The sequence below is a fragment of the Pseudomonas sp. S60 genome, assembly GCF_016647865.1.
In the GTDB taxonomy this organism is placed as follows: Bacteria; Pseudomonadota; Gammaproteobacteria; order Pseudomonadales; family Pseudomonadaceae; genus Aquipseudomonas; species Aquipseudomonas parafulva.
In genome coordinates this window covers 1-26,436 of sequence record NZ_JACVVH010000016.1, presented here as the reverse complement: position 1 = coordinate 26,436, position 26,436 = coordinate 1, and the positions used below count along the sequence as shown (strand labels likewise).

25 protein-coding genes are annotated in these 26,436 nt (G+C 62.0%); 6 read left to right on the top strand and 19 right to left on the bottom strand.

Annotated elements, in window-relative coordinates; genetic code table 11:
• Positions 1-577: 577 nt before the first annotated feature.
• Positions 578-1,906, top strand: a complete 1,329-nt coding sequence (gene gltP, locus IAE33_RS10075; RefSeq protein ID WP_060482619.1) for a glutamate/aspartate:proton symporter GltP — start codon at positions 578-580, stop codon at positions 1,904-1,906.
• A gap of 168 nt (positions 1,907-2,074) precedes the next feature.
• Positions 2,075-3,304, top strand: a complete 1,230-nt coding sequence (locus IAE33_RS10070; RefSeq protein ID WP_201163397.1) for a nucleoside recognition domain-containing protein — start codon at positions 2,075-2,077, stop codon at positions 3,302-3,304.
• On the opposite strand, the gene IAE33_RS10065 is transcribed toward IAE33_RS10070, so the two are convergent.
• The 9 genes from IAE33_RS10065 to IAE33_RS10025 form a co-directional block, all read right to left on the bottom strand.
• Positions 3,286-3,912, bottom strand: coding sequence for an ABC-type transport auxiliary lipoprotein family protein (locus IAE33_RS10065; protein ID WP_201163396.1), 627 nt, complete (start codon positions 3,910-3,912; stop codon positions 3,286-3,288). The genes IAE33_RS10070 and IAE33_RS10065 overlap by 19 nt on opposite strands.
• Positions 3,909-4,847 carry an MlaD family protein gene (locus tag IAE33_RS10060; protein ID WP_201163395.1) on the bottom strand — a complete coding sequence of 313 codons (939 nt, stop codon included), beginning with the start codon at positions 4,845-4,847 and terminating at the stop codon, positions 3,909-3,911. The genes IAE33_RS10065 and IAE33_RS10060 overlap by 4 nt, the downstream gene beginning before the upstream one ends.
• Positions 4,848-4,850: 3 nt before the next feature.
• Complete coding sequence (locus IAE33_RS10055; protein WP_060482623.1) at positions 4,851-5,642, bottom strand: ABC transporter ATP-binding protein; 792 nt, start codon at positions 5,640-5,642, stop codon at positions 4,851-4,853.
• A complete protein-coding gene (locus IAE33_RS10050) occupies positions 5,639-6,772 on the bottom strand; it encodes an ABC transporter permease (RefSeq protein WP_201163394.1) in 1,134 nt (377 codons plus the stop codon). Before IAE33_RS10050 ends, IAE33_RS10055 begins: the two co-directional genes overlap by 4 nt.
• Positions 6,773-6,843: 71 nt before the next feature.
• Positions 6,844-7,866, bottom strand: coding sequence for a DUF5924 family protein (locus IAE33_RS10045; protein WP_201163393.1), 1,023 nt, complete (start codon positions 7,864-7,866; stop codon positions 6,844-6,846).
• 92 nt (positions 7,867-7,958) lie between these two features.
• Entirely contained in the window at positions 7,959-9,365 is a 1,407-nt protein-coding gene (locus IAE33_RS10040) for a M16 family metallopeptidase (protein WP_201163392.1), read from the bottom strand.
• A gap of 30 nt (positions 9,366-9,395) precedes the next feature.
• Complete coding sequence (locus IAE33_RS10035) at positions 9,396-11,054, bottom strand: Na/Pi cotransporter family protein (RefSeq protein WP_060482627.1); 1,659 nt, start codon at positions 11,052-11,054, stop codon at positions 9,396-9,398.
• A gap of 215 nt (positions 11,055-11,269) precedes the next feature.
• Positions 11,270-12,040: a TerC family protein gene (locus IAE33_RS10030; protein ID WP_028633099.1), complete on the bottom strand. Its 771-nt coding sequence runs from the start codon at positions 12,038-12,040 to the stop codon at positions 11,270-11,272.
• Positions 12,041-12,103: 63 nt separating this feature from the next.
• Positions 12,104-13,411 carry a CitMHS family transporter gene (locus tag IAE33_RS10025; protein ID WP_028633098.1) on the bottom strand — a complete coding sequence of 436 codons (1,308 nt, stop codon included), beginning with the start codon at positions 13,409-13,411 and terminating at the stop codon, positions 12,104-12,106.
• Between the two features lie 260 nt (positions 13,412-13,671).
• Here IAE33_RS10025 and IAE33_RS10020 point away from each other — a divergent pair, with 260 nt between their 5' ends.
• Complete coding sequence (locus tag IAE33_RS10020) at positions 13,672-14,073, top strand: GFA family protein (RefSeq protein WP_201163391.1); 402 nt, start codon at positions 13,672-13,674, stop codon at positions 14,071-14,073.
• A 19-nt stretch (positions 14,074-14,092) separates the two neighbouring features.
• Here IAE33_RS10020 and IAE33_RS10015 read toward each other — a convergent pair whose 3' ends face one another.
• The 5 genes from IAE33_RS10015 to IAE33_RS09995 all read right to left on the bottom strand — a co-directional run bounded on the left by IAE33_RS10015 (position 14,093) and on the right by IAE33_RS09995 (position 17,547).
• Positions 14,093-16,048 carry a DUF7844 domain-containing protein gene (locus tag IAE33_RS10015; RefSeq protein ID WP_201163390.1) on the bottom strand — a complete coding sequence of 652 codons (1,956 nt, stop codon included), beginning with the start codon at positions 16,046-16,048 and terminating at the stop codon, positions 14,093-14,095.
• Positions 16,045-16,365 (bottom strand): DUF2388 domain-containing protein, encoded by a 321-nt coding sequence (locus IAE33_RS10010; RefSeq protein WP_028633095.1) that lies wholly within the window; start codon positions 16,363-16,365, stop codon positions 16,045-16,047. The genes IAE33_RS10015 and IAE33_RS10010 overlap by 4 nt, the downstream gene beginning before the upstream one ends.
• Positions 16,366-16,400: 35 nt before the next feature.
• Positions 16,401-16,694, bottom strand: a complete 294-nt coding sequence (locus IAE33_RS10005; RefSeq protein ID WP_201163389.1) for a DUF2388 domain-containing protein — start codon at positions 16,692-16,694, stop codon at positions 16,401-16,403.
• A 29-nt stretch (positions 16,695-16,723) separates the two neighbouring features.
• Entirely contained in the window at positions 16,724-17,041 is a 318-nt protein-coding gene (locus IAE33_RS10000) for a DUF2388 domain-containing protein (protein ID WP_201163388.1), read from the bottom strand.
• Positions 17,042-17,331: 290 nt separating this feature from the next.
• Positions 17,332-17,547, bottom strand: coding sequence for a DUF1127 domain-containing protein (locus IAE33_RS09995; RefSeq protein ID WP_028633092.1), 216 nt, complete (start codon positions 17,545-17,547; stop codon positions 17,332-17,334).
• On the opposite strand from IAE33_RS09995, the gene IAE33_RS09990 reads away from it, so the two are divergent.
• Entirely contained in the window at positions 17,546-17,701 is a 156-nt protein-coding gene (locus IAE33_RS09990) for a hypothetical protein (RefSeq protein WP_201163387.1), read from the top strand. The genes IAE33_RS09995 and IAE33_RS09990 overlap by 2 nt on opposite strands.
• A gap of 185 nt (positions 17,702-17,886) precedes the next feature.
• Here the strand turns inward: IAE33_RS09990 and IAE33_RS09985 are convergent, their stop codons facing one another.
• The 5 genes from IAE33_RS09985 to IAE33_RS09965 form a co-directional block, all read right to left on the bottom strand.
• Entirely contained in the window at positions 17,887-19,380 is a 1,494-nt protein-coding gene (locus IAE33_RS09985) for an acetyl-CoA hydrolase/transferase family protein (protein WP_028633091.1), read from the bottom strand.
• A gap of 181 nt (positions 19,381-19,561) precedes the next feature.
• Positions 19,562-20,998 (bottom strand): NAD(P)(+) transhydrogenase (Re/Si-specific) subunit beta, encoded by a 1,437-nt coding sequence (locus IAE33_RS09980; protein ID WP_028633090.1) that lies wholly within the window; start codon positions 20,996-20,998, stop codon positions 19,562-19,564.
• Entirely contained in the window at positions 20,995-21,315 is a 321-nt protein-coding gene (locus IAE33_RS09975) for an NAD(P) transhydrogenase subunit alpha (protein ID WP_028633089.1), read from the bottom strand. Before IAE33_RS09975 ends, IAE33_RS09980 begins: the two co-directional genes overlap by 4 nt.
• Positions 21,316-21,326: 11 nt before the next feature.
• Entirely contained in the window at positions 21,327-22,448 is a 1,122-nt protein-coding gene (locus IAE33_RS09970) for a Re/Si-specific NAD(P)(+) transhydrogenase subunit alpha (protein WP_201163386.1), read from the bottom strand.
• A 416-nt stretch (positions 22,449-22,864) separates the two neighbouring features.
• Positions 22,865-23,773 (bottom strand): LysR substrate-binding domain-containing protein, encoded by a 909-nt coding sequence (locus IAE33_RS09965; RefSeq protein WP_201163385.1) that lies wholly within the window; start codon positions 23,771-23,773, stop codon positions 22,865-22,867.
• Between the two features lie 158 nt (positions 23,774-23,931).
• Between IAE33_RS09965 and IAE33_RS09960 the strand changes: the two genes are divergently transcribed.
• Positions 23,932-25,113, top strand: a complete 1,182-nt coding sequence (locus IAE33_RS09960; protein WP_201163384.1) for an acyl-CoA dehydrogenase — start codon at positions 23,932-23,934, stop codon at positions 25,111-25,113.
• 22 nt (positions 25,114-25,135) lie between these two features.
• Complete coding sequence (locus tag IAE33_RS09955) at positions 25,136-26,356, top strand: CaiB/BaiF CoA transferase family protein (protein WP_201163383.1); 1,221 nt, start codon at positions 25,136-25,138, stop codon at positions 26,354-26,356.
• The last annotated feature ends 80 nt before the right edge of the window (positions 26,357-26,436 follow it).

Below are 26,436 nucleotides of genomic sequence, written 5' to 3'. Positions count from 1 at the left end.
GGGGTACAGGGAGTGCCTCCATTCAGTGGGCCGGGTCAGGAAAAGGCGGAATCGGAAGCGTCAGGCTGGGTGCCATGGAAAGGCTCATGGCAGGCCTGGCTTCCGAGGAGCCCGTCGCGCTGGGCTTGCACGTTTATTGTTTGAAGACACATTTTGTCTCAACCGTACATCAGTTTTTTTTCGCCCTGCCCTTCATTCATTCGGGTGGCATTTTTGCCATTCGGATTGTCGAACAAGCTGAATCTTCCTACCTTCCGCTACTGTCATTTCTGCCTTGATTTGGCGCTATGGCCTTGTTCGGTATCCCGAACGCGGACCATCCAGGCTCATTGCAGGGCTCAATAACGCTGAAATCCTTATGCGTTATCGGTATGGGCTATGCATTTCAGGCATTAGATTTCCCCTTTTGCCATCGCAATAGTTGCCGCCTTTTTCGCCGGCCAGGGCGCCCTCACGCCCGCCTGCGCTGTCCTTACAACACGTTGCCTTGCGGAAGGCGTTACCGCCGGAATTTGCCGATGGCAGGGTCTGCGGGTTTCCGTGAGGTGGCATGACCACTAGAACAAAGGGTAAAGACATGAAGAAGGCAAAACTGAGCCTCGCCTGGCAGATCGTCATCGGTCTGCTGCTGGGCGTTGCAGTCGGTGCGCTACTGAATCACTTCAGTGCGGAAAAGGCATGGTGGATCAGCAACGTCCTCCAGCCAGCTGGTGACATCTTCATTCGCCTGATCAAGATGATCGTCGTCCCGATCGTGATTTCGTCGTTGATCGTGGGTATCGCTGGGGTTGGCGATGCGAAAAAGCTGGGCAGTATCGGCCTCAAGACCATTCTGTATTTCGAAGTCGTCACCACCATTGCCATCGTGGTGGGCCTGGTGCTGGCCAACCTGTTCCACCCAGGTGCCGGTATCGACATGAGTACCTTGGGTACCGTGGACATTTCCAAGTACCAGGCAACCGCGGCTGAGGTGCAGCATGAGCATGCCTTCATCGAAACGCTGCTCAACCTGATCCCGTCGAACATCTTTGCAGCGCTGATGCGTGGCGAAATGCTGCCGATCATCTTCTTCTCGGTGATGTTCGGCCTGGGCCTCTCCAGCCTGCAGGCAGAGCTGCGTGACCCGTTGGTGCGCACCTTCCAGGCCGTTTCGGAAACCATGTTCAAGGTCACTCACATGATCATGAACTACGCCCCGATCGGTGTGTTTGCCCTGATTGCCGTGACCGTGGCCAACTTCGGCTTCAGCTCGCTGCTGCCGCTGGCCAAGCTGGTGCTGCTGGTGTACTTCGCCATCGCCTTCTTCGCCTTCATGGTGCTGGGCCTGGTGGCGCGGCTGTTTGGTTTCTCGGTGATCAAGATCATGCGCATCATGAAAGATGAGCTGATTCTGGCCTACTCCACCTCCAGCTCGGAAACCGTGCTGCCGCGGGTGATCGAGAAGATGGAGAAGTACGGCGCGCCGAAGTCGATCTGCTCGTTCGTGGTGCCAACCGGCTATTCCTTCAACCTCGATGGCTCGACCCTGTACCAGAGCATTGCGGCCATCTTCATCGCCCAGCTGTACGGTATCGACCTGTCGTGGAGCCAGCAGTTGCTGCTGGTGCTGACCCTGATGGTGACCTCCAAGGGTATCGCGGGCGTGCCGGGCGTGTCGTTCGTGGTGCTGCTGGCTACCCTGGGCAGCGTGGGCATCCCGCTGGAAGGCCTGGCCTTCATCGCCGGTGTCGACCGCATCATGGACATGGCCCGTACTGCGCTGAACGTGATCGGCAACGCCCTGGCGGCGCTGGTGATCTCCCGTTGGGAAGGCATGTACGATGCGGCCAAGGGCGAGCAGTACTACGCCTCGCTGGTTGCCGAAAAGCAGCAGGCTGCGGTGGTTGGCGAGCCCGTCAAGCGCTGAGCGTGATGGTTGCTTGAACAGAAGCCCCGATTTGTCGGGGCTTTTTGCTGTCTGTAAGGGCTGTAGGGTGCAGTTGGCCCTATGGCCGGCAAGCCGGCCCTACCAGGGGTGAAGCCGGTAGGGGCAACTTCCGCTATCATTCGGGCATTTTTCAGGGGGTACACGCGGATGCTCAACGGCCTTTGGCTCGGCTTTTTCCTGGTGGCAGCAGTGTCTGCCATGGCCCAATGGCTGGTAGGTGGCAACGCTGGCATCTTCGCGGCGATGGTCGAGAGTATCTTCGCCATGGCCAAACTGTCGGTCGAGGTGATGGTGTTGCTGTTCGGCACCCTCACCCTGTGGCTGGGCTTTCTGAAAATTGCCGAGCAGGCCGGTATCGTCGAGTGGCTGGCCAAGGTGCTGGGCCCGCTGTTCGCCCGGCTGATGCCTGAAGTACCCCCTGGGCACCCGGCGCTGGGGTTGATCACCATGAACTTCGCCGCCAACGGCCTGGGCCTGGACAACGCTGCCACACCCATCGGCCTGAAGGCGATGCGGGCCCTGCAAGCGCTGAACCCCAGCAGCACTACCGCAAGCAATGCACAGATTCTGTTCCTGGTACTGAACGCCTCTTCGCTCACCCTGTTGCCGGTAACCATCTTCATGTACCGGGCCCAGCAAGGGGCACCTGACCCGACCATGGTGTTCCTGCCCATTCTGCTGGCCACCAGCGTCTCGACCCTGGTGGGCCTGTTGTCCGTGGCGGTGATGCAGCGCCTGCGGCTGTGGGACCCGGTGGTGCTGGCCTATCTGATCCCCGGTGCCTTGCTGCTGGGCGGTTTCATGGCGTTTTTGGGCACCCTGTCGGCGGCTGCGCTGGCCAACCTGTCGTCCATACTGGGCAACCTCACCCTGTTCGGGGTCATCATGCTGTTTCTGGTCATCGGTGCGCTGAAGCGGGTGAAGGTGTACGAAGCCTTCGTCGAGGGCGCCAAGGAAGGCTTCGATGTGGCCAGGAACCTGCTGCCTTATCTGGTGGCAATGCTGGTGGCGGTTGGCGTGCTGCGCGCCTCAGGCGCCCTGGAGATCGCCCTGGACGGTATCCGCCACCTGGTGACTTGGCTGGGCCTGGATACGCGATTCGTCGATGGCTTGCCCACCGCGCTGGTCAAACCGTTCTCGGGGAGCGCGGCGCGGGCCATGCTGATCGAGACCATGCAGGCGCAGGGCGTGGACAGTTTCCCGGCGCTGGTGGCCGCGACCATTCAGGGCAGTACCGAAACCACCTTCTACGTGCTGGCGGTGTACTTTGGCGCGGTGGGTATCCAGCGCGTCCGGCATGCGGTCGGTTGCGCGTTGCTGGCCGAGTTCTCCGGCGTGGTGGCGGCGATCTTCGTCTGCTACTGGTTCTTCGCCTGAAGCCAGGCCCCGGCCTGTGTGATGGTCCAACCCACCACTTGCCCGGTCAGCTGGTCGCTGGCCTGGCCGAAGCCGGCGACGACGGCTGGCAATTGCGTATCAGCCAGCGGCTGGTGCACCTCGAACCGCTTGCTGGCAAGGATGCGCTGGGTGCGCCCTTGCACCAGGCGCGCGTCATAGCGAACCACCACTTCCACGGCCCCGTCCGGGCGGTATTCGGTCTGGAAGGCCAGCAATTCACCCACCAGCTCGAAGTCGCCCTGCAGGTTGCTGTCGTCAGCGCTCAGGCGCTGCACGCGGCCGTCCCGCTGGAAGCCATCGAGCAGGCGGTTGCGTACCAGAATGGGGGCGGCATCAGCCCAACGTGCCCCTTTGTAGCTGCTGATTACATTCCCGTGGGGGACGACGGCAATTCGTGGCCCGGCGAGCGCCTCGCTGGCCAGGGGCTTGTTCAGGCGCAGTGACCACTCCACCGCTGGCACCGCCCGGCTTGGCTGGTCGACTGGCAGGCGGTAGAGGTCGACCGGCTCGCTGTGCGGCAGGATCGAGCAGGCGCTGGCCAGGCTCATCGCCACGGCCGCGCCCAGCAGGCGCATTGTGGCGCTCATGGCTGAAACTCCTTGTGGTTGTCGCGGCCCAGCAGGTAGCCGCTGGGGTCGGCTTCCAGCTGCCGGGAAATGCCCTTGAGCGCATTGAGCGTTTCACGCAGTTCACGAATGGCTGGCGTCAGCTGGTCGAGGCCTTGGGCGCCGTTGTCGAGCGCTTCGCGGTTGTCCTGCAGCAGGCGGTTGATGGTGGCCGTGCTCTGGGCCAGCGACTGCATGGCCTGCTCGGCGCTGCCGATGGCCTGGCGCCCTTCGCTGTTGAGCAGGCCATTGGCGTTACGCATCAGGGCCTGGGTTTCGGCCAGGGTGGCGCTGGCCTGTTTGCCCGCCTGTACCAGCTGCTCGATGGCCTGTGTGATGCTGCCGTGCTGCCCGGCCAATGCGCCTGTGGTCTTGTCGAGGTTGGCCAGGGTGTTGCCAAAATGGCCGATGTTGTCCTCGGAGAACATCTGGTTGGCATTGTGCAGCAGCAGGTTGATGTTGGTGACCAGGTCGCTACCGTCGGTGAGCAGCCGCGCAATGGGCGACGGCGAGGCGATGATCACCGGCAACTGGCCGTCCCTTCCCTTCAGCTCCGGGCTCTGGGGCGTGCCACCGCTCAGCTGGATGAACGAGTTGCCGGTTACCCCGGCCAGGGTCAGCTTGGCCTGGGTGTCTTCTTTCACAGGGGTGTCGGCACTCAGGCGTACGCGTGCCAGGACCCTGCGAGGGTCTTTCGGGTCCAGGCGCAGGCTGGACACATCGCCCACCTTGATGCCGTTGTACTGCACGGCGCTGCCCCGGGACAGCCCGGACACGGCTTCGTTGAACACGACCTCGTAGTCCTTGAAAGCATCGTCCACGCTGGATTTGGCCAGCCACAGGCCGAACAGCATGGCGCCGGCCACCACCAGGACGGTGAACAGGCCGATGAGAACGTGATGGGCTCGGGTTTCCATTGCTCAGTGCTCCTGCCCGGTACGGAGGGCGGCCTGCTCGGCTGCGCGCCCGCGGGGGCCATGAAAGTACGCTTGGATCCAGCTGTCGGGGTGTTGCGCAACCTCTGCCAGTGGGCCCGCCACCAGCACCTTCTTCTGTGACAACACCGCGATGCGGTCAGTAATGGTGTAGAGGGTGTCCAGGTCGTGGGTAATCAGAAACACCGAAAGGCCCAGCGCGTCACGCAGGGTCAGGATGAGTTGGTCGAAGGCGGCTGCACCGATCGGGTCCAGGCCTGCAGTGGGTTCGTCAAGAAACAGGATGTCAGGGTCCAGCGCCAGGGCACGGGCCAGCGCCGCCCGCTTGATCATCCCCCCTGACAGCGATGCCGGGTACTTGTCGGCGGCCGAGATCGGCAACCCGGCCAGGGCCAGCTTGACCCCGGCCAGGTGTTCGGCGTCGGTACGGGACAGGCCGGCGTGCTCGATCAGCGGCAATGCCACGTTCTCGGTCAAGGTCAGCGAAGAGAACAGCGCGCCTTTCTGGAACAGCACGCCAAAACGCCTTTCAACGGCCGAGCGCTGTTCTTCACCCAGGCTGGCGAGGTCCTGGCCAAACACCCTGACCTGCCCTGCGTCGGGGCGGCGCAGGCCCACGATACTGCGCAGCAGCACCGACTTGCCGCTGCCCGAGCCACCGACCACCCCCAGGATTTCACCCCGATAGAGGTCGAGATCAAGGTTTTCGTGCACCACCTGTTGCCCGAAACGGTTGCAGATACCCCGGGCCTGGATGACGGTGTTGTCTGTGCTCACCAGCCCATCTCCATGAAATACAGTGCTGCAACGGCATCCAGTACGATCACCACGAAAATCGACTGCACCACCGCTGAAGTGGTGTGCGCGCCTACCGATTCGGCACTGCCGCTGACCTTGAAGCCTTCCAGGCAGCCGATGGCAGCAATCAGGAACGCGAAGAACGGTGCTTTCACCAAACCTACCAGCAGGTGCTGCACGCCAATGTCGGTTTGCAGCAGCGACAGGAACATGGCCGGCGGAATATCCAGTGACAACGCGCACACCACGGCGCCACCGACCATGCCGCACAGCATGGCGACGAAGGTCAGCAGGGGTAATGAGATCAGCAGCGTCAGCACCCTGGGCAGCACCAGCAATTCGATGGGGTTGAGCCCCAGGGTGCGGATGGCGTCGATTTCCTCGTTGGCTTTCATCGAGCCGATTTGCGCTGTGAAGGCGCTGGCAGTGCGGCCGGCCATCAGGATGGCGGTAAGCAGCACGGCAAACTCGCGCAGGAATGAAAAAGCCACCAGGTCGACGGTGAAAATAGTGGCGCCGAAGTCTGCCAATACCGTGGCCCCGAGGAAGGCCACCACCGCCCCCACCAGAAACGTGAGCAGGGCCACGATGGGGGCAGCGTCCAGGCCAGTCTGCTCGATGTGCGCAACGACGGGTGTCCAGCGCCAGCGGTGGGGCTGCAGGGCGCGGCGCATCAGGGTTTGCAGGATTACGCCGGCGAAACCGAGCAATTGCAGGGTGTCCCGCCACAACGTGCCCACTGCACAGCCGATGCGTTCCAGCAGCATCAGCAGCGCATTGCGCTCAGGTTCCCTCACCGGGATGCAGTAGTTTTCGACCGAGGTATAGACGGTGTTCAGCAGTGCGCGGTTTGCCTCCGGCAACTGAGCCGTACAGCGGGCCAGGCGTTGCGCCCCCAGCAGCTCAGCCAGCAGCGAGGCGCCGGCAGTGTCCAGGCGGCCCAGCTGGCTAAGGTCGGCGACGGCATCGTCGCCGTACTGGGTGTGCAAGCTCTGGCTCTGGCGCCTGAGGTTGGCATAGTGCGCCAGCGTCCAGTCACCGGCGATGCGCAGGCAGGCTGGGTGGCTGGATGTATCGAGGGTGGCGCTGGGGGGTGACAACGGCTCCATGCTACAGGCTCTGCGCTAGGGCTCAGGGGCTGATCATAGCGCATGTGGGCGCCGGATCACCCGCCATTGCCTTATCCCGCCTGCGCGTCGTCCACTACCTTGAAGCGCAACACCCCTATCACCTGACCATCCTCTGTCAACACCCTCACCTGCCACCTGCCCACCGGGTTGGGCGGGAAGTTCTGCTTGTGCGTCCAGGCCCGATAGCCTTCCTTGCGCCCGCCATGAATGTCCAGGGCAATGCGGTCCACTTCCTGCCCGTCCTTTTGCCACACGTGATAAATGCGCTCGTTCAGGCCGCGGGGCGCGTTGATGGCGGTATAGGCGTACAAGCCGCTGCTGCGGATACGGCTGGCGGCGATTTCATCCAGCGATTCGCCGGGCTGGCGGTTGATCACCTCGGTACTGACCGCAACCTCGGTCATCCACAGGGTGGCCGGGGGTACCCATGAGCGCAGCAACCAGCCCCCGCCGCCCACCACCAGGGTCATGGCCACCAGGGCCAGGCCACGCCGCCAGCTGTTGATCGGGAAACTGCTGGCCAGGCTCGGGAACGAGAGCGCCATGGCAGCGATCAGCGCCAGCTTGAAGCTCTGCGCGGTGGTGAGGTGCATGATGATTGGCAGCGCGGTGAGCAGTGCCGCGAACAGGGTGAAGGTGTGCAGCGCCATGAACAGCCAGCGCCGGGGCGCGAGCCACCGGTAGTACAGCGGGTCGATGATGGAGATCAGCCCCGCCACACCCAGCAGGCCGGTGAACACCAGCTGGCCGCTGTTCCAGGTGGTGGTGATGAAGAAGAACGGGAGAACGAAGAACAGCGATTCCTGGTGGATCATCTGCGTGGCGTAACGTAGCAGCGGCTGGGGTATTTCACGCTTGAAGGTACGGGCGAACAGGCCGGTCAGGGTGTTTTCCAGCATCAGCCACACCCAGCTGACCAGCAACAGCACCGCTACCCAGCTGGCCAGGCCAGCCTGCCGGTCGACCAGGATGAAGCTGCCGATACCCGACAGAAAACCGCCCAGGGCAATGACGCCCGGGTAGCGTTTGAGCAGTTCGATGATGCGCTGGACGATCTGGGGTATTGGGGGCATTGAGGGCTACGACGCAAGAGTGAAGTGGCTGTACCAGGCCCATGACGCGCAAGCGACCGCAAGCCCGATACCGGCAAAAGAATACCGCCGATTCACCGCTGCCGTGTAGCACCACTGGGCTTGTGGGGCGCCTGCCGGCGCCAGCGCAGCAGGCCAGCCGCCAGTATCAGCCCGAGCACCAGAAACACCAGGCCATACAGCTCGTCGTAGCCGAGCAGCGGTTTTTCGATGCGGATATACCCGTCGCCCTTGAGCAGCTGCCTGAGGGCCTGGTTGGCTTGCTCGAGCGTGACATGGCGCAACTGGCGGGTTGGGCTGGCGAAGCGACCATCGGTGTAGTCGTTCAGCGCCCCCCAGTAATAATCGGCCAGCGCGCTGTTGCCCTGGGTACTCCAGCTTTCCCTGGCGATGCTGGCCTGCTTGATGCGGGCGAAGGTGTCTGCATCCAGGCCGTCCTTGCGCAGGTGCTCGAACAGCGACTGCATCACGTCAACGGCGCGGCCGATGTCGTCACGCTCAAGGTCTGCATTGAGGCTGATCAGCCCGGTGTCGCCATAGCTTTCACGTTGTACTGAGGGGCCGTAGGACAGGCCGTTGCGCAAACGCAGTTGGTCGTACAACGCCCAGTCCAGGTAGCGCGACAGCAGGTCGAGGGTGGCTTGGTGATCGTTGTCCAGCACCGGCTCGATGAACAGCCAGTGAAGTTTGGCGCTATCACCCAGCCAGCCGTGCATCAGGTCGCGGCGCTGGTCTGCCTTGTGGCTGATGGTTTCCAGGTCGCGGCGTTCTTCGGGCTCGGTAGCCGGCAGTTCACCGAAGGTGCGCTCCAGGTAGGCGGGCAGCAGGCGATCGAGGCCACCTACCATGATCAGCGTCATGTTGTTGGCCGCGTACCAGCGTTCGCGCAGCCCTTGTACCTGTTCCAGGGTCATGTCATCCAGGTTGGAACGCTCCGGGCACTTCAGGCCCAGTTCGGTGGCCAGTTGCTGGCTGGCAGGGTGGCCGATGTCCTGGCGGTCCAGCCAGCGCTGCAGATGACCGTAGTGGCCACCGTCCTCGCGCTCGATGATGCGTTTGGCGGTAGCCAGTGCCTTGGCATCAATGTGCGTGTCTTGCAGGATCGCCAGCAACAGGTCCAGCACCTTGCGCTGGTTGCGCGCCGGGGCTTCGATCACGAAGGTAGTGTCGGCATTGCTGGTGTAGGCATTCCACTCACCACCCAGCGCCTGCAGGCGCCGCTCCAGGCCACCCTCGCCTGCTTCGTCGATACCGCTGAACAGCAGGTGCTCAAGCAGGTGCGGCAGTTCTTTCTGCTCGCAGCCGAAGTCGTCCAGGCCTACGCCTACCACCAGGCGGATCGATACATGATCCCGTTCGTAGCCGTCTTTCAGGATGACCTGCAGGCCGTTGGGCAACAGATAACCTTCCACTCGCGAACGGTCCAGGGCAAACGAAGGCAGGCTGCAGATCAGCAGGCAGATGAACATCAGGCAACGCATGGGCGAGCTAGGGTCCTCGGGTCGGCACAATCATGGCAGAGGGGCTTCGTCCGGCACGCTGTCGAGCATCAGCCCGCCCGTGTCCGAGCCGCCCAGTACCACATAGGCACTGCTACAGAACAAAGAGTTCAAACGCTTCATGTCCGCAATCAGTTCCAGGTGCAGTGAGCTGGTTTCGATACTTTGCACCACCTTGCGTTGCAGGCGGCTGACATGGGCGTGAGCCAGGCGACGTTCCTGGGCGCGAAAACGGCGCTTTTCCCGCAGCAGCAGGCGGGCGCTTTCCGGGTCTGCGCTGAGGAACACCGAGAGGCCCAGGCGCAGGTTGGCCAGCAGCTGTTCCTGCAGGCCGGTCAGCTCTTCCAGGCCTGTTTGCGAGAAGGCGCGGCGCTGGCTGGTCTTCTGCTGCTGCACCTTGCGCAACATGCGTTCGACCAGGTCGCAGGCCAGTTTCAGGTTGATCGCCAGCTCGATGATCTCGGCCCAGCGGCGGTTGTCATGCTCGCTGAGGTCTTCGCGGGCCATCTGCGCCAGGTACAGCTTGATGGCGCTGTACAGGGCTTCTGCATCTTCGCCCAACGCCCGCACCTGTTGCGGCAGGGCAGCCTGGGTACCGCGCAGTGCACCCAGCATGGCTTCGAGCAGGTTATCGACGATATCGCCCAGGCGCAGGGTTTCGCGTGCGGCATTGGCCAAGGCCAGGCTAGGGGTTTCCAGCGCCGAGGCGTCGAGGTGGCGTGGGCGTATCTGGCCATTGCTGGCTTCGCGTTCTGGCAACAAGCTGTTGCACAGCCGGCCCATGGGCTTGACGGTAGGCAGCATGATCAAGCAGCGCAGGGTGTTGTAGAGCAGGTGGAAGCCGATGACCAGCTCCTGGGGGCTGAAGCTTAGCGAGTCCATCCAGGCTACCAGCGGGTGCAGCACCGGGATGATCAGCACCAGGCCAATGAGTTTGTACAGCAGGCTGCCCAGTGCTACCCGGCGCCCGGCCGCGTTCTGCATGCTGGTGCTGATAAAGGCCAGCAGGCCGCTGCCGATGTTGGCCCCGACCACCAGGCCGATCGCCACCGGCAGGCTGATTACCTCGGCACCGGCCAGGGTGGCGGTGAGCAGCACCGCCGCCAGGCTTGAGTAGGACACCATGGCAAACATGGCACCTACCAGAGCATCGAGCAGGATATCCCCGGTGAGCGAGGCGAACAGCACCTTCACCCCTTGGGCGTGGGTAATGGGCGCGGCGGCTTGCACGATCAGTTGCAGCGCAAGAATGATCAGGCCCAGGCCGATGCCCACCCGGCCAAGCTGGCCGGCGCGGGTCTGCTTGCGCGACAGGAAAAAGATCACGCCCAGGAAGATGAGCAGCGGCGACAGCCACGACAGGTCGAAGGTGAGCACCCGCGCCATCAGCGCCGTGCCCACGTCTGCCCCGAGCATGATCGCCAGTGCCGGGGTCATGGCCATCAGGCCTTGGCCCACGAATGAGGTCACCAGCATGGCAGTGGCGTTGCTGCTTTGCACCATGGCCGTCACCAGAATGCCGGCAATGAACGCCAGCGGGCGCTTGTCCATGTTCTGGCCGATGATGCGCCGCAAGTCGGAACCGAACACCCGAAGGATGCCGGTACGCACGATGTGCGTGCCCCACACCAGGAGTGTGACTGCCGAGAGCAGGTTGAGTAGGGTCAGCATGGCGGGAACCCCCTGTTGCACTGGCCAGTGGGCCAGAAGACGAAGCGCGGGCACGTGGAAATTTCCATTGCCCACTCAAAGCTTTAGTTGTTTTGTGCAGCGATCGCCAGCTTCGCATGGCAGTCATCATTTTGAAACATTTATGCCATGGGGCGGGCTGCCCAAAAAAGAAAAGGGCCTTGGAAAGGCCCTTTGGGATTTGCGGCTTCCTGGGTTTATTGACCCGGGATGTCCTTGCGCAGTTTCACCGGGTCGTGATCCTTGCCGGCTTTGCGGGCAACGGCGGTGCGCATGCGGATGTTGATGGCTTCCACCGCCAGCGAGAACGCCATGGCGAAGTACACATAGCCCTTGGGTACATGCACGTCGAATGCTTCGGCGATCAGCACGGTGCCCACCACGATCAGGAACGACAGGGCGAGCATCTTCAACGAAGGGTGCTTGTCGATGAAGTCGCTGATGGCGCCGGCGCAGGCCATCATCACCAGTACGGCGACCACGATGGCGGCGATCATGACCGGTACGTGCGAAACCATGCCCACTGCGGTGATGACCGAGTCCAGCGAGAAGACGATGTCGATGATCGCGATCTGGATGATGGTGTAGAAGAACTTGCCGCCCGAGCCCTTGGGCTCCTCGGCGTTTTCATCTTCGCCTTCCAGGCCGTGGTAGATCTCCTGGGAGCTTTTCCACAACAGGAACAGGCCACCGAAGAACAGGATCAGGTCACGCCCGGAAATGCCCTGGCCCAGCACCACGAACAGGTCGTTGGTGAGGCGCATCACCCAGGTGATGGACAGCAGCAGCATGATGCGGGTGACCATGGCCAAGGCCAGGCCGAAGATCCGGGTGCGCGGCTGCATGTGCTTGGGCATGCGGCTGACCAGGATCGAGATCATGATGATGTTGTCGATCCCCAGCACGATTTCAAGTGCGGTAAGGGTGAAAAAGGCAACCCAGATTTCCGGGCTGGTCAGCCATTCCATGTGTTTTCCTTCAAGCGGTAAAGGCCGCACGCCAGGCGTGCGGCAAGGGAGAATGCGAGTGTATTAAAGACTACTGAACAGCGGAAAGATGCCCATCAAGAGCGCGGCAAACATTATGCACAGGCATACCAGCACCGCCCACTTGAGCGTAAAGCGCTGATGGTCGCCGAACTCGATGCCGGCCAGGGCCACCAGCAGGTAGGTGGAGGGTACCAGGGGGCTGAGCAGGTGCACGGGCTGGCCGACGATTGACGCTCGGGCCATTTCGACCGGGGTGATGCCGTAATGGCTGGCGGCTTCGGCCAGCACGGGCAGCACGCCGTAGTAGAACGCATCGTTGGACATGAAGAAGGTGAACGGCATGCTGACGATGGCTGTGATGACCGCAAGGTAGGGGCCCAGCGCTTCGGGGATGACCGCCAGCAGGCTCTTGGACATGGCATCGACCATGCCGGTGCCCGACAGGATGCCGGTGAAAATGCCGGCTGCGAAGATCAGCCCGGTCACGGCCAGCACGCTGCCGGCGTGGGCGGCGATGCGGTCCTTCTGCTGCTGCAGGCACGGGTAGTTGACGATCATGGCGATACTGAAGGCGATCATGAACAGTACGGGCAACGGCAGTACACCGGCAATCAGGGCCACCATCAGGGCGGCGGTCAGGGCGCCGTTGAAGTACAGCAGCTTGGGGCGCCGGGCTTCCGGGTACTGCGACACGCTGATTTCGCTGTGGTCGATATCGTCAGTGGGCAGGTGCAGCTCACCCAGGCGAGCCCGCTCGCGCTTGCCGTAGAGGTAGGCGATACCCAGGATGGCCACCACACCAAACAACATGGCGGGGATCATCGGGACGAAGATGTCCGAAGGGTCGACGTGCAGTGCGCTGGCTGCACGTGCAGTCGGCCCGCCCCACGGGGTCATGTTCATTACGCCGCCGGCCAGGATGGTCAGGCCGGCCATGATCCGCGGGCTCATGCCCAGGCGGCTGTACATGGGCAGCATGGCCGCGCAGCAGATCATGTAGGTGGTAGCGCCGTCACCGTCCAGCGAAACCACCAGGGCCAGCACGGCGGTACCCACCGACACTTTCAGCGGGTCGCCTTTGACCAGTTTGAGGATCTTGCGCACGGCCGGGTCGAACAGGCCGGAGTCGATCATCAGGGCGAAATACAAGATGGCGAACATCAGCATCACGCCGGTGGGCGCGAGTTTGCTGATGCCTTCTAGCATCATGGGGCCGATCTTGCTGGCAAAACCGCCGAACATGGCGAACAGGATGGGTACCAGAATCAGTGCGATCAAGGCCGAGAGGCGCTTGGTCATGATCAGGTACATGAAGGTGATGACCATGGCAAAGCCAAGGAAAGTCAGCATGGCAGTACTCCAGGCGGGGCGCGAAAGTTAAGGCGATTCGGGCGGGTCAGCGCTTAGGGCGCTGTGCATGGAGCTGCAGGATGTGGGCTACGACGAGTCGGGCACGGAAAGGCATCGGGGTCACCATTGTTGTTGTTGGATTGCGCCGGGCGCGGTATTCCGTGCCCTGGCTGACCGGTCTGTGCCGGCAATGGGGGCTATCCTAGGTGGGCAAGCTTTCAGCCAGCTTTCGCTGCAACAAAGTCGACAGGAGGTTATGCATGGGTGATATGACGGAAGGAGGCTGCCATTGCGGCGCCCTGCGCTACCGGCTGGAGGGCGATTTGTCAGATGTCGCCCACTGCCATTGCTCCATTTGCCGACGGGTCAGTGGCGGGCTGGTGGTGACCTGGGTCACGCTGCCCCGCTCGGGCTTCAGCTGGTTGCAGGGGGTGCCGAGCTGCTATGTGGCACCGGCCAGTTGCAGCCGCTATTTTTGCGGGCGCTGCGGTGCTCATCTGGCGCTGGTGACTTCGCACAGCCCTGACACGGTGGATGTAACGGTCGCGACGCTGGAGCAGCCGGAACGGGTGCGGGCCAATCGGCATATCTGGGTGGGTAGCCGGGTGCCTTGGTTGCACCTGGACGAGCATTTGCCTGCGGAGTTTGGCGAAAGGTTATAGGGTTGTATGGCCAGCACAGTCACAACTGCAGGCCACCCGCTGCCTTGTGCAGCGCCCGCAGGTGCTCGCCGATCTGTTTTACGTTGGCTTCAACTGCAGCAATCTGCTTGGCCCTCGACGGCTCCAGCAGCGCCCTCACCTCCTGGTCAAGGCTGGTGCTCAGCCGCAGCAGTTGCGCCTGGCGTTCGCGGCTGACTGTTTCCAGGTGCTTGCGTTCCTCAGGTTGAGGCAGCCCGTAGCCGGTTGAATCCAGCAGTTCGGCCGGCCGGCTCAGGAAGCCACTGTTGGCGAGCATCTGCTTGAGGGTGGCGTCAGCCTTGTCGATGCTACCGTCCTTGAGCGCCGCGGCATTGAGGTAGCGTTGCTTGACTTCATCCTGGGCCAGCAGCAATTGCCGCCGCAGGCCAGCCTGTTCCAGCAGCAGCAACGCGGCGCTGGTGCGCAGGTCAGCCTTGGCGAACCAGCTGCGGCGTTGCTCGGCATCCAGCGCCAGCCAGTCTTCCACTGCTTTCTGCTCGACCGGCAACTGCTTCTTCAGCACCTCGAACATGGCCTGGTAGCGGTCCCGGTAAGAATCGAAGCGGTAACCCAGCCGCAGCGCTTCGCGGGGGTTGTCGAGCACGCGGGTATCGGCCAGCCCGCGGCCGCTGAGCACGGCCAGCAGGCCGTTCGGCATGATGCTGTCGAGGTCGTTGAGCTTGGGGTTGGCAGTGCCGCTGCGTAACAGCTTCAACGACTCCACCGCACAGTTGTTCGACAGGAACCAGTAATTGCCGTCGTAGCTCCAGTGCATTTCCGCCGCCTGGCGCACCAGGTTTTCGATCTCTTCCCGGTTGAGCTTGAGCGGTACGGAAGCCAGGCTGCGCAGCTCGGTCTTGGTGTACTCGTCGATCACTTGGCCCAGGGGCAATACGAACAGCCGTGACGGATACACCCCTACCAGGCCATCCCAGCTGGACAACTGCACGTCATTGACGAATGCGCGGTACGAGAGCACCAGGCTCTGGTCCAGGTCCAGCCGGCAGTCCGGGCCCCGTGGGCGGCCTGGCTTGCAGATGACCAGGCGCAACATGCTGTGCCCCCAGCGGCTGACCAGGTTCTGATTGGCTTCGGCCAGCAGGAAGTCCACTTCGTACACACGCTCGGGGTCCACTTCACCCAGTGGCTGGCGGGCGAAGTCGCTGCCGGCGTTGATGAACGGCAGGGTTTTGGCGCAGGTGTCCTGAGGGGGCGCCCAGCCGAAATGGTCGCGCAGGTACTGGTTGAGCGCCGGGCGGCGGCACCCGTAGCTCGGGTCGAGGAGGAAGTACTCCATGTTGACCGCGATGTATTCCTTCGGGGTGCTCAGTTCGTAACTGTCGGGGCTGCGCACGAACTGGCCGTTGTGCTGCTCACGCTCGCCGCGCCGGCCTACGTATTGCTGCCAGCCGGCCAGGTCGAGCAGGCGCGGGTCGTCGCTGAGGGTGAAGCGGCGCTCGGCCTGGCCGCGGCACTGGCCGGGCAAGCCCACTTTGCCCAGCGTGCCTTGCTGGCGCTTGCAGCGCGCGATCAGCGACTGCTCCTGGCTGGGCCACAGCCGGGCGCGGTCGTAGATATGGGTGAGTTCATGCAGCACGGTGGCCAGCAGCTCTGCGCGCACGGTGCCATGAGGGCGCTGCGTAGGCTCAGTTGCCGCGCTGCCGTCGGCAAGGCTGGGTAGCAGGCGCCGGTTGAGTTCGAGGGTGGACACCGGGGAAGCCTGGCCGTAGGCGTTGGCCGGCATGTGGTCGCTCCAGCCGACCTGAACAGTGCGGTCAAGCCGCTGCTTGAACAGAGGTGGCAGTTTGGCCATGGCCTCGTCGAGCAGCCTCTGGCTGGCCTCTACCTGTTGCGCGTCGAGGCCGGCCACCTGCAGCTCAAGCTGCAGGTCTGCCAGTGCGGGCGTGCCGGTCAGCGTCAGGGCGCAGCCGAGCAACCAGGCACGCACGGTGTTCACAGCGCGAGAATGGCTTCGGCCAGCACCTGGTCGCTGGCGTCACGTGCCTGCGGCACGCGTTCGCGCAATGTGTCGAAGGCGGCTTCAAGCTGGGCCCCGCGGATGTCGCCGTTGCTGGCGACAAAGCTGGCGGCGTCGTCATGGGCTTCACGCACCACCTTCGAGTCGCGGATGGAGGTGGTGGTATCGGACGTGAAGTCAATCGAGCGGCCAAAGGCACGCACGATGATGTTGCTGGTGGCCACCAGGGTCTGTGCCTGAGCCAGGTCGGCCAGCAACAGCATGCCGAGGGTCGCGGCAATCAGCGGTTTGCGCATGGAGCATCTCCGAAAATACAGGGAGTGAGGGGTAGTTATTGGACGAGGATAGCCTGCGCCAGTTCCAGGTCACTGGCGCCACCGCACGTACAATCGCGCCTTAATGATGCCAGCGCTGCTTCCAGCCATGCACCCCGCAACTGCCCTCCACTGGCCACGAAGGCTGCAGCGTCATCGCGCGCCTTTAGCACCAGTTTGCGGTCGAACGGCGCGCTGGTGACCTGGCTGGTGACATAGCCGGAAATCACCAACCCCTGGGTGGTGGTATCCATGGCGTGGGCTGCCGCGATACTGGCGAGCCACAGCAACGGCAGCAACAAATAGCGCATGGTGGTTGAACGAGGCAGCCGGAGCTTGCTCAGAGTGCGAGGATAGCCTGGGCCAGTTGTGCGTCACTGGCTTGCAGGTCTGGCATTTGTGAGCGGATGTGCAGCAACGCGCTTTCCAGCTTGGCGCCACGGATATCACCCTGGCTGGCGACGAAGCTGGCGGCGTCGTCACGCGCCGCTTGCACCACTTTGTCGTCGCGCAGCGACGAGGTGGCGTCGGAGGTGGCATCGGTGGAGGCCGCTACCGCGCCGACCACACTGTCGGTGGTCACGATGAAGCTGCTGGCCTGTGCAGTGCCGGCCAGGCTCAGCATCAAGGCAGCGCCAATCAGATAGTTACGGGGCATGTAGGGAAACTCCTGGCTTGGGTCGTAATGCTACTGGGACGTTAATGTGGCGGTTTTGGACACCCACAAAGGTGGGTTCTACCAGACTGTTGGCCGAAGCGTATCACGCGTAGGTGTATCAGAATGTTAAACACAGCCGTTGGCAACAACTGTACCTGTCTCATGCAATGCAAGGGAAATTGTACTGGTACGAGACTGGCGTCGCTATTCACACCAACAAAAAACCCGCCGCAGTTGCCTGCGGCGGGTTTAGGAAGTTCATGGTGCCAGCCTGGCTGGCAACCCAGCGCTTAGCGCCAGAAAGGCTTGCTGAGCTCTTCGTAACGCTGCGACTCACTGATACCGGCATCCGCCAGCAGGCGGGCGTCCAGGCGAGCCAGTTGACGACGGCTGGCCATGCGGCGCTGCCACAACAGCAGGGTGGAGGCTACACGCAGAGGCAGAGAGGCGTGGGATTGCTGAGCTTCGCTTTCAAAAACCAGACCGGAACTGAGGGTACGTTCCATGATGATCATCCTTCCGCTTATGGCGGCATTAGATAGTGATTTAACTGATGCCAATGATCCTCCCCTCTTGTCCATAACAGTAGATACAGTTCCTTCAAAAGATAATGGGCCAGTTAACTGTGTAACGGTACTGTTGCACCCGAAAGCAGCCTAACTGTATTGGTCTGCCTTATTTTGGTGCATCTTGGCGGTTTTTTCGGCTGGTCAGGCAGAGAACTGAAGGTTTAACCAGTACAGTAGTACAGTTTATTTTGGTAATGCCTGGCAGTTTGTAGCAGGCAAAGAAAAAGGGCCGCATCGCGGCCCTCGATTGTGTTGCACAAGCAGGCGGGTTGCCGGTCAGCTTGCCAACATGCGCCCCGTCTCTTCCAGGTTTTCATGCCAGCTGAGTGCCTCGCGCAGGATATGCGGGGTATGCCCACCTCGCTCGCAGGCCCTGTCGAAGTAGTCGTTCAGCGCGGCGCGGTAGTCTGGGTGCACACAGTTATCGATGATCACCCGCGCCCGCTCCCGCGGCGCCAGGCCACGCAAGTCGGCCAGGCCTTGTTCAGTGACCAGGATGTCGACATCGTGCTCGGTGTGGTCCACGTGGCTGACCATGGGTACGACGCTGGAGATGGCTCCCCCTTTGGCAATCGATTTGGTCACGAATACCGACAAATGCGCATTTCGCGCGAAATCGCCCGAGCCACCAATGCCGTTCATCATGCGCGTACCGCACACGTGGGTGGAGTTGACGTTACCGTAGATGTCGAACTCCAGCGCGGTGTTGATCCCGATGATGCCCAGGCGGCGCACCACTTCCGGGTGGTTGGAGATTTCCTGCGGGCGCAGTACCAGCTTGTCCTTGTATTGCTCCAGGTTGCCGAACACGTCAGCGTTGCGGCGCGAGGACAAGGTGATCGAACTGCCAGAGGCGAAACGCAGCTTGCCCGCATCGATCAGGTCGAAGGTGGAGTCCTGCAGCACCTCGGAATACATGGTCAGTTCTTCGAATGGCGACTCGATCAGGCCGCACATCACTGCGTTGGCGATGCTGCCGATACCGGCCTGCAACGGGCCCAGCCGGTTGGTCAGGCGCCCCGCCGCCACTTCTTTCTTGAAGAAGTTGATCAGGTGGTCGGCGATGCCCTGGGTTTCGCCATCGGGCGGCAACACGGTGGAGGGCGAGTCCGGCTGGTCGCTGATGACGATACCAACGATCTTGGCCGGGTCGATTGGGATAGCGGTGCTCCCAATACGGTCGTCCACCTTCACCAGTGGGATCGGTGTACGGGTGGGGCGGTAGGTTGGGATATAGATGTCGTGCAAACCCTCGAGGTTGGGGTTGTGCGACAGGTTGATCTCGATGATCACCTGCTTGGCGAAAATCGCGAAGCTGGCCGAGTTGCCCACCGACGTGGTGGGTACGATGTGGCCTTGTTCAGTGATCGCCACCGCCTCGATGACCGCGATGTCCGGCAACTTGAGCTGCTGGTTGCGCAGTTGCTCCACCGTTTCGGACAGGTGCTGGTCGATGAACATCACCTTGCCGTCGTTGATGGCCTTGCGCAGTGTGCTGTCCACCTGGAACGGCATACGGCGGGCGAGCACGCCGGCCTCGGTCAACTGCTTGTCCAGGTCGTTGCCCAGGCTGGCGCCGGTCATCAGGCTGATTTTCAGCGGGGTCAGCTTGGCGCGCTCGGCCAGTGCGTGGGGAACGGCCTTGGCTTCACCGGCGCGGGTGAAGCCGCTCATGCCGACGGTCATGCCGTCCTCGATCAGGCCAGCGGCATCAGCCGCACTCATTACCTTGCTGTGCAGGGAGGACAAGCGGATACGATCACGGTACATGGATTGTTATCTCGGGCTACTAAGCTACTGCAGCGCAGTCTAGTGTTTTCGCCCGTTGCCGTCCCGCGACCATGGTCGTATGACCCTGCAGGGTTGGCTGCCGTTGATCCGGATCAAAAAAGCAGAGCCCCGTTGGATCAGGCCGGGGCTCTGCTTATATAGGCCAATGCAGCAGCAGTGGTTACTCCACAGCCTTGACCATGTCCTCGATGACCTTCTTGGCGTCACCAAATACCATCATGGTCTTGTCCAGGTAGAACAGTTCGTTATCCAGCCCCGCATAGCCGCTGGCCATGGAGCGCTTGTTGACGATGATGGTCTTGGCCTTGAAGGCTTCGAGGATGGGCATGCCGGCGATCGGTGACTTGGGGTCGTTCTTGGCAGCCGGGTTGACCACGTCGTTGGCGCCCAGCACCAGCACCACGTCGGCTTGGCCGAACTCGGCGTTGATGTCTTCCATTTCGAACACCTGGTCGTAGGGTACCTCTGCCTCGGCCAGCAGCACGTTCATGTGGCCGGGCATACGCCCTGCTACCGGGTGAATCGCATACTTCACCGTCACCCCGTTGTGGGTCAGCTTCTCGGTCAGTTCCTTCAGGGCATGCTGGGCGCGGGCCACTGCCAGGCCGTAACCTGGCACGATGATCACGCTGTCGGCGTTGCTGAGCAGGAAGGTGGCGTCATCGGCAGAACCCGACTTCACCGGGCGCTGCTCCTTCGAGCCTTGTGCCGCACCCGCATCTGTATCCCCACCAAAGCCGCCGAGGATCACATTGAAGAACGAGCGGTTCATGGCTTTGCACATGATGTACGACAGAATCGCACCCGACGAACCGACCAGTGACCCCGCAATGATCAGCATCGAGTTGTTCAGCGAGAAGCCGATACCGGCAGCCGCCCAGCCCGAGTAGCTGTTGAGCATTGATACCACCACCGGCATGTCTGCCCCGCCGATCGGAATGATGATCAGCACGCCCATCACGAAAGCCAGGGCCAGCATGAGGGTGAAGGCGCTGTAGTGGCCGGTGAACGTGAACAGCAGGCCCAGGGCGATGGTGGTCAGGCCCAGGATGAGGTTCAGCTTGTGCTGCCCGGCAAACTGCACCGGCGCACCCTGGAACAGGCGGAACTTGTATTTGCCCGACAGTTTGCCAAACGCGATCACCGAACCGGAGAAGGTAATGGCACCAATGGCTGCGCCGAGGAACAGTTCCAGCCGGTTGCCCGTGGGGATCGGGTCGCTGATGGCGGCGACGATGCCCATGGACTGGGGTTCGAGTACCGCAGCAATGGCGATGAACACTGCCGCAAGGCCGATCATGCTGTGCATGAAGGCGACCAGCTCCGGCATCTTGGTCATCTCGACGCGCTTGGCCATGATCGAACCGGCCGTACCACCGACCAACAGGCCGACAAGCACGTAGCCGATGCCGGCAGTAGCGAGCTCGGCACCCAGCTTATAGATGAGGCCAACCGTGGTGAGGATGGCGATCCCCATGCCGATCATGCCGAACAGGTTGCCGCGCCGTGACGTGGTGGGGTGCGACAGGCCTTTGAGTGCCTGGATGAAGCACACCGAGGCAACCAGGTACAGAAGCGTTACCAGATTCATGCTCATGCTGACTTCTGCCCCTCGTTCTTGGTTTTTTTCTTGAACATCTCAAGCATGCGCCGGGTGACCAGAAAGCCACCGAAGACGTTGACTGCCGCAAGCGCCACGGCCAGGGTGCCCATCACCTTGCCGGCGGGGGTTACGGTCAGTGCCGCAGCCAGCATCGCGCCGACGATGACGATGGCAGAAATGGCGTTGGTAACCGCCATCAGTGGGGTGTGCAGCGCCGGGGTAACGTTCCACACCACGTGGTAGCCCACGTAGATCGCCAGCACGAAAATGATGAGGTTGTAGATGCCATGGGAAATCAGCATGTCTTCCATTGTCGTGCTCCTCAGCCGTTCTTGCGGACGATCTGCCCGTCGCGGCACATGAGGCAGGCCGCGACGATGTCGTCTTCCAGGTTGATGGTCAGCGCGCCGTCCTTGTCGAACAGCAGCTTCATGAAGTCCAGCAGGTTGCGGGCATACAATGCCGAGGCGTCGGCGGCTACCTGCGCGGGGAGGTTGGTCGGCCCGACGATGGTTACGCCGTGCGCCTGCACCACCTGATCGGCGACGGTCAGTGGGCAGTTGCCGCCCTGCGCGGCTGCCAGGTCGATCACCACCGAGCCAGGTTTCATTTGGGCAACGGTCTCGGCACTGAGCAAGGTAGGCGCCTTGCGGCCCGGGATGAGCGCCGTGGTAATGACGATATCTGCCTGCTTGGCGCGCTCGTGCACAGCCTGTGCCTGGCGTTGCATCCAGCTGGCCGGCATTGGGCGTGCGTAGCCGCCTACCCCTTCGGCGCACTCGCGCTCTTCGTCGGTCTCATAGGGCACGTCGATGAATTTGCCACCCAGCGACTCGATCTGCTCCTTTACTGCGGGGCGTACGTCGGAGGCTTCGATCACGGCACCCAGCCGCTTGGCTGTGGCAATGGCCTGCAAGCCGGCAACACCGGCACCCAGAATCAGCACGCGCGCGGCCTTGACGGTGCCGGCCGCGGTCATGAGCATCGGCATGAAGCGCGGGTAGTGCTGCGCTGCCAACAGCACGGCCTTGTAGCCTGCGATGTTGGCCTGGGACGACAGCACGTCCAGGCTTTGAGCGCGTGAGGTACGTGGCGCTGCTTCAAGGGCGAAGGCAGTGACGCCGTGCTCGGCCATTCGGGCGATCAGCTCGCTGTTGAACGGGTTGAGCATGCCCACCAGCAAGGTGCCAGGCTTGACCTGCGCCAGCTCCTGGTCGTTTGGCGCGACCACCTTGAGCACCAGTTGCGCGCCGTAGGCATCAGTTGCGCTGCCCAGGGCCGCACCCACCGCTTCGAAGGCACTGTCGGGAATGCTGGCATTGAGCCCTGCCCCGCGCTGCACCGTGACCTGATGGCCTTGGCCAATGAGTTTCTTGATGGTTTCCGGGGTCGCAGCGACCCTGGCCTCACCGGCCTGCGTTTCGAGAGGAACACCTATGTGCACGACATTTCTCCTGCGGTGACCTTTTGTCTTTGTAAATGCCAGCACACTTCGGGTGGTGTGCTGGGGCGGCTATCGAGCCCCAACCCGCCGAATCCTGGGCGGGCGAAGCATTTTGCAGACGAACCTCAGGCCCTACAAGCCATTCTGGAGCGAAACCATCGTAAAACTACAAGTCACCCTGTGACTGCATGTCGCAGTGCATCTCACGCAGCCCTGCAAATTCGGGCAGTCGGCAGATTAGGCTAAAAAACAGAATAAATTCTGCCTAATTCGTGTTTGGAAAGGTGAATGTCGCAAAATGACGCTTCAAAACGTGCTGTGAAGGGGCTGGCGACCATTTTGGTGCAGCTCATGAAAATTAATCAAGTGCGACATATATTTATATCTGTAGGCTTTGGGTAAAGCTGACTACGGGGTCAGTTAGCGCTGGCTGTCTTTATATACGCGTGTGACTGCTCGGTGAGCCAGTCACGGAAGGCAACCAGGGATGCCGACTGTACCTTGCGCTCCGGAATCATCAGATAGTAGGCCTTGTGGCTGCTCAGAACATGCCTGTTAGCGACCACCAACCTACCCTCCTCCAACTCTCGCTGGATCAGAAATGGAGGGATCAGGGCGATGCCCATCTGGTGGATGGCCGCCTGCGAGAGCATTGAAAACAGTTCGTAGCGAGGCCCGGTCATGTCCCCCTCCACGCTTAGCCCTGCGCTGGCGAACCATTGGCGCCAGGCGTACGGGCGTGTGCTCTGCTGCAGCAGTGGCAGTTCGGCAATACGCTGTGCCTCCAGGGCCGGCAGCCCGTGCAGCAGCGCAGGGCTGCACACGGGTACCGGGTTCTCTCCCATCAGCCTGTGGGCCTGGGTACCCGACCAGTCGCCGTCGCCGAAATACACGGCAGCGTCGAAGGGCGTATCGGCGAACAGAAACGGCCGGGTGCGGTTGGTGAGGTTGACGGTGACGTCGGGGTGGCGTTGCTGGAAATCCTTCAGCCGGGGCAATAGCCATTGCGTGCCGAAGGTGGGCACTACCGCCAGCTCGATGACGTTGGCGCCCTGCTGGCGCATTACCGATAGCGTGTCGCGCTCTACCGCGTCCAGCTGGGCTGCAACCTGCCGGCTATAAGATAGCCCTGCTTCAGTCAGCTTCACGCCTCGGCGTGATCGCCTGAACAGTTCCACATTAAGGAACACTTCGAGCCCGCCTACCTGGCGACAGACTGCGCCCTGGGTCAGGGAAAGCTCCTGGGCTGCCTTGGTGAAGCTTTCGTGGCGGGCCGATGCCTCGAAGCAGATCAGGGCTGTGGTACTGGGAATTTTGCGCCGCATGCTTATCCCTCACTTGGTAGGCGGTGAAGCTGGGCTTCAACAGGTTTACGAAGTGAGAAATTATCACTGATTGGTGCGTAATCGTCGTTTGTGGTGCGTGCCGTTGCGGCCTAGGATCAATGCATACCGAACTGTTGCCGCATTCGAGGAATACGCTCATGGCCCCCAAGGCAAGCTTCAACTGGATCGACCCGCTGCTGCTGGACCAGCAGCTCACTGAAGAAGAGCGCATGGTGCGTGACAGCGCTTATCAGTTTGCCCAGGACAAGCTCGCGCCGCGGGTCCTCGAGGCCTTCCGCCATGAGAAGACTGACCCGGCAATCTTCCGCGAGATGGGTGAGGTTGGGCTGCTGGGGGCGACCATCCCCGAGCAGTACGGCGGCAGTGGCCTGAATTATGTGTGCTACGGCCTTATCGCCCGTGAGGTGGAGCGTATCGACTCCGGCTACCGCTCGATGATGAGTGTGCAGTCCTCGCTGGTCATGGTGCCGATCAATGAGTTTGGTACCGAGGGGCAGAAGCAGAAGTACCTGCCGAAGCTGGCCAGTGGCGAGTGGATCGGCTGCTTCGGCCTCACCGAACCCAATCACGGTTCCGACCCAGGTTCGATGATCACCCGTGCCCGTAAGGTAGAAGGCGGTTATCGCCTTACCGGCAGCAAGATGTGGATTACCAACAGCCCCATCGCTGATGTGTTCGTGGTATGGGCCAAGGACGATGCGGGTGACATCCGGGGCTTTGTGCTCGAGAAGGGCTGGGAGGGCCTGAGCGCGCCAGCGATCCATGGCAAGGTGGGACTGCGTGCGTCGATCACTGGCGAAATCGTCATGGACAACGTGTTCGTCCCCGAGGACAACATCTTCCCGGACGTGCGCGGCCTCAAGGGGCCCTTCACCTGCCTGAACTCAGCCCGGTATGGCATCTCCTGGGGTGCGCTGGGTGCTGCGGAGGCCTGCTGGCACACGGCACGTCAGTACACCCTCGACCGTCAGCAGTTCGGCCGCCCGCTCGCCGCCAACCAGCTTATCCAGAAGAAGCTGGCCGACATGCAGACCGAAATCACCCTGGCCCTTCAAGGCTGCCTGCGCTTGGGGCGTATGAAGGATGAGGGCACGGCGGCGGTAGAGATTACTTCCATCATGAAGCGTAATTCGTGTGGCAAGGCATTGGACATCGCCCGTATGGCGCGGGACATGCTGGGGGGTAACGGCATTTCCGATGAGTTTGGTGTAGCGCGTCATCTGGTGAACCTGGAAGTGGTCAATACCTATGAAGGTACCCACGACGTGCATGCGCTGATTCTGGGGCGTGCCCAGACGGGTATCCAGGCCTTCTATTGATCTGCTTATAAGGAGCCGGCCCATGGGCGCGCTATCACATCTGCGGGTGCTGGACCTTTCGCGCGTGCTGGCCGGGCCTTGGTCCGGGCAGATCCTCGCGGACCTGGGGGCCGACGTGATCAAGGTGGAGCGCCCCGGGTCTGGGGACGATACCCGCGCCTGGGGGCCGCCTTTCCTCAAGAACGCTGAAGGCGATAATACCAGTGAGGCTGCCTACTACCTGTCGGCCAACCGTAACAAGCGCTCGGTAACCATCGACTTCACCCAGCCAGAGGGCCAGCGCCTGGTGCGTGAGCTGGCGGCCACCTGCGATATTGTCATCGAGAACTTCAAGGTGGGTGGCCTGGCGGCCTATGGGCTGGACTATGAGGGCCTGAAGGCGGTCAACCCCAGGCTTATCTATTGCTCGATTACCGGGTTCGGCCAGACAGGCCCTTATGCCAAGCGCGCTGGTTATGACTTCATGATTCAGGGGCTGGGTGGCCTCATGAGCCTCACGGGGCGCCCGGCGGGGGAAGCCGGTGAAGGGCCGGTGAAGGTGGGCGTAGCGCTTACCGATATCCTTACCGGGCTGTATTCGACCGTTGCCATGCTTGCTGCCTTGTCGCACCGGGAGCAGACAGGTATCGGCCAGCACATAGATATGGCACTGCTGGACGTGCAGGTGGCCTGCCTGGCGAACCAAGCCATGAACTACCTGACCACGGGTAACCCACCGCGGCGTCTGGGCAATGCGCACCCTAATATAGTGCCGTACCAGGATTTCCCTACCGCAGATGGTGACTTCATCCTGACGGTGGGTAACGACAGCCAGTTCCGCAAGTTCGCTGAGGTGGCCGGGCAGCCGCAGTGGGCGGACGATGCGCGGTTCGCCACCAACAAGCTGCGCGTGGCCAACAGGGCGCAACTGATCCCGTTGATCAGGCAGGCCACCGTGTTCAAGACCACGGCGCAGTGGGTGAGCCAGCTGGAGGCTGCTGGTGTGCCATGCGGGCCGATCAACGACCTGGCCCAGGTGTTCCAGGACCCGCAGGTACTGGCTCGAGGCCTGGCCGTCAGCATGCCGCACCCACTGGGTGGCAGCGTACCGCAAGTGGCAAGCCCCATACGGCTGTCGCAAACCCCGGTTGAGTATCGGCGTGCGCCGCCGTTACTGGGTGAACATACCGATGCGGTCTTGGCTGAAGTGCTGGGGCTGGACGCCGCTCAATTGAAGCGGCTGAGAGATACAGGGGTCATATGAAGGCTTGTACATGCCCCATTTCAACTTATTGAAATAAACGGTTGACGCCCTCTCGAATCCCCTTATAATGCGCCCCACTT

Excerpts from the sequence above, each read along its gene's own strand:
- IAE33_RS10020 (WP_201163391.1), top strand. The coding sequence starts at position 13,672 with ATGGGTGATATGACGGAAGGAGGCTGCCATTGCGGCGCCCTGCGCTAC.
- IAE33_RS10030 (WP_028633099.1), bottom strand. The coding sequence starts at position 12,040 with ATGGAATGGCTGACCAGCCCGGAAATCTGGGTTGCCTTTTTCACCCTT.
- IAE33_RS10000 (WP_201163388.1), bottom strand. The coding sequence starts at position 17,041 with ATGCCCCGTAACTATCTGATTGGCGCTGCCTTGATGCTGAGCCTGGCC.
- IAE33_RS09980 (WP_028633090.1), bottom strand. The coding sequence starts at position 20,998 with ATGAGCATGAATCTGGTAACGCTTCTGTACCTGGTTGCCTCGGTGTGC.
- IAE33_RS10035 (WP_060482627.1), bottom strand. The coding sequence starts at position 11,054 with ATGCTGACCCTACTCAACCTGCTCTCGGCAGTCACACTCCTGGTGTGG.
- IAE33_RS10050 (WP_201163394.1), bottom strand. The coding sequence starts at position 6,772 with ATGGAGCCGTTGTCACCCCCCAGCGCCACCCTCGATACATCCAGCCAC.
- IAE33_RS10025 (WP_028633098.1), bottom strand. The coding sequence starts at position 13,411 with ATGCTGACTTTCCTTGGCTTTGCCATGGTCATCACCTTCATGTACCTG.
- IAE33_RS09985 (WP_028633091.1), bottom strand. The coding sequence starts at position 19,380 with ATGTACCGTGATCGTATCCGCTTGTCCTCCCTGCACAGCAAGGTAATG.
- IAE33_RS09960 (WP_201163384.1), top strand. The coding sequence starts at position 23,932 with ATGGCCCCCAAGGCAAGCTTCAACTGGATCGACCCGCTGCTGCTGGAC.
- IAE33_RS09975 (WP_028633089.1), bottom strand. The coding sequence starts at position 21,315 with ATGGAAGACATGCTGATTTCCCATGGCATCTACAACCTCATCATTTTC.
- IAE33_RS09955 (WP_201163383.1), top strand. The coding sequence starts at position 25,136 with ATGGGCGCGCTATCACATCTGCGGGTGCTGGACCTTTCGCGCGTGCTG.
- IAE33_RS10010 (WP_028633095.1), bottom strand. The coding sequence starts at position 16,365 with ATGCGCAAACCGCTGATTGCCGCGACCCTCGGCATGCTGTTGCTGGCC.
- gltP (WP_060482619.1), top strand. The coding sequence starts at position 578 with ATGAAGAAGGCAAAACTGAGCCTCGCCTGGCAGATCGTCATCGGTCTG.
- IAE33_RS09965 (WP_201163385.1), bottom strand. The coding sequence starts at position 23,773 with ATGCGGCGCAAAATTCCCAGTACCACAGCCCTGATCTGCTTCGAGGCA.
- IAE33_RS10005 (WP_201163389.1), bottom strand. The coding sequence starts at position 16,694 with ATGCGCTATTTGTTGCTGCCGTTGCTGTGGCTCGCCAGTATCGCGGCA.
- IAE33_RS10060 (WP_201163395.1), bottom strand. The coding sequence starts at position 4,847 with ATGGAAACCCGAGCCCATCACGTTCTCATCGGCCTGTTCACCGTCCTG.
- IAE33_RS10045 (WP_201163393.1), bottom strand. The coding sequence starts at position 7,866 with ATGCCCCCAATACCCCAGATCGTCCAGCGCATCATCGAACTGCTCAAA.
- IAE33_RS09990 (WP_201163387.1), top strand. The coding sequence starts at position 17,546 with ATGATGATCATCCTTCCGCTTATGGCGGCATTAGATAGTGATTTAACT.
- IAE33_RS09995 (WP_028633092.1), bottom strand. The coding sequence starts at position 17,547 with ATGGAACGTACCCTCAGTTCCGGTCTGGTTTTTGAAAGCGAAGCTCAG.
- IAE33_RS10070 (WP_201163397.1), top strand. The coding sequence starts at position 2,075 with ATGCTCAACGGCCTTTGGCTCGGCTTTTTCCTGGTGGCAGCAGTGTCT.
- IAE33_RS10040 (WP_201163392.1), bottom strand. The coding sequence starts at position 9,365 with ATGCGTTGCCTGATGTTCATCTGCCTGCTGATCTGCAGCCTGCCTTCG.
- IAE33_RS10065 (WP_201163396.1), bottom strand. The coding sequence starts at position 3,912 with ATGAGCGCCACAATGCGCCTGCTGGGCGCGGCCGTGGCGATGAGCCTG.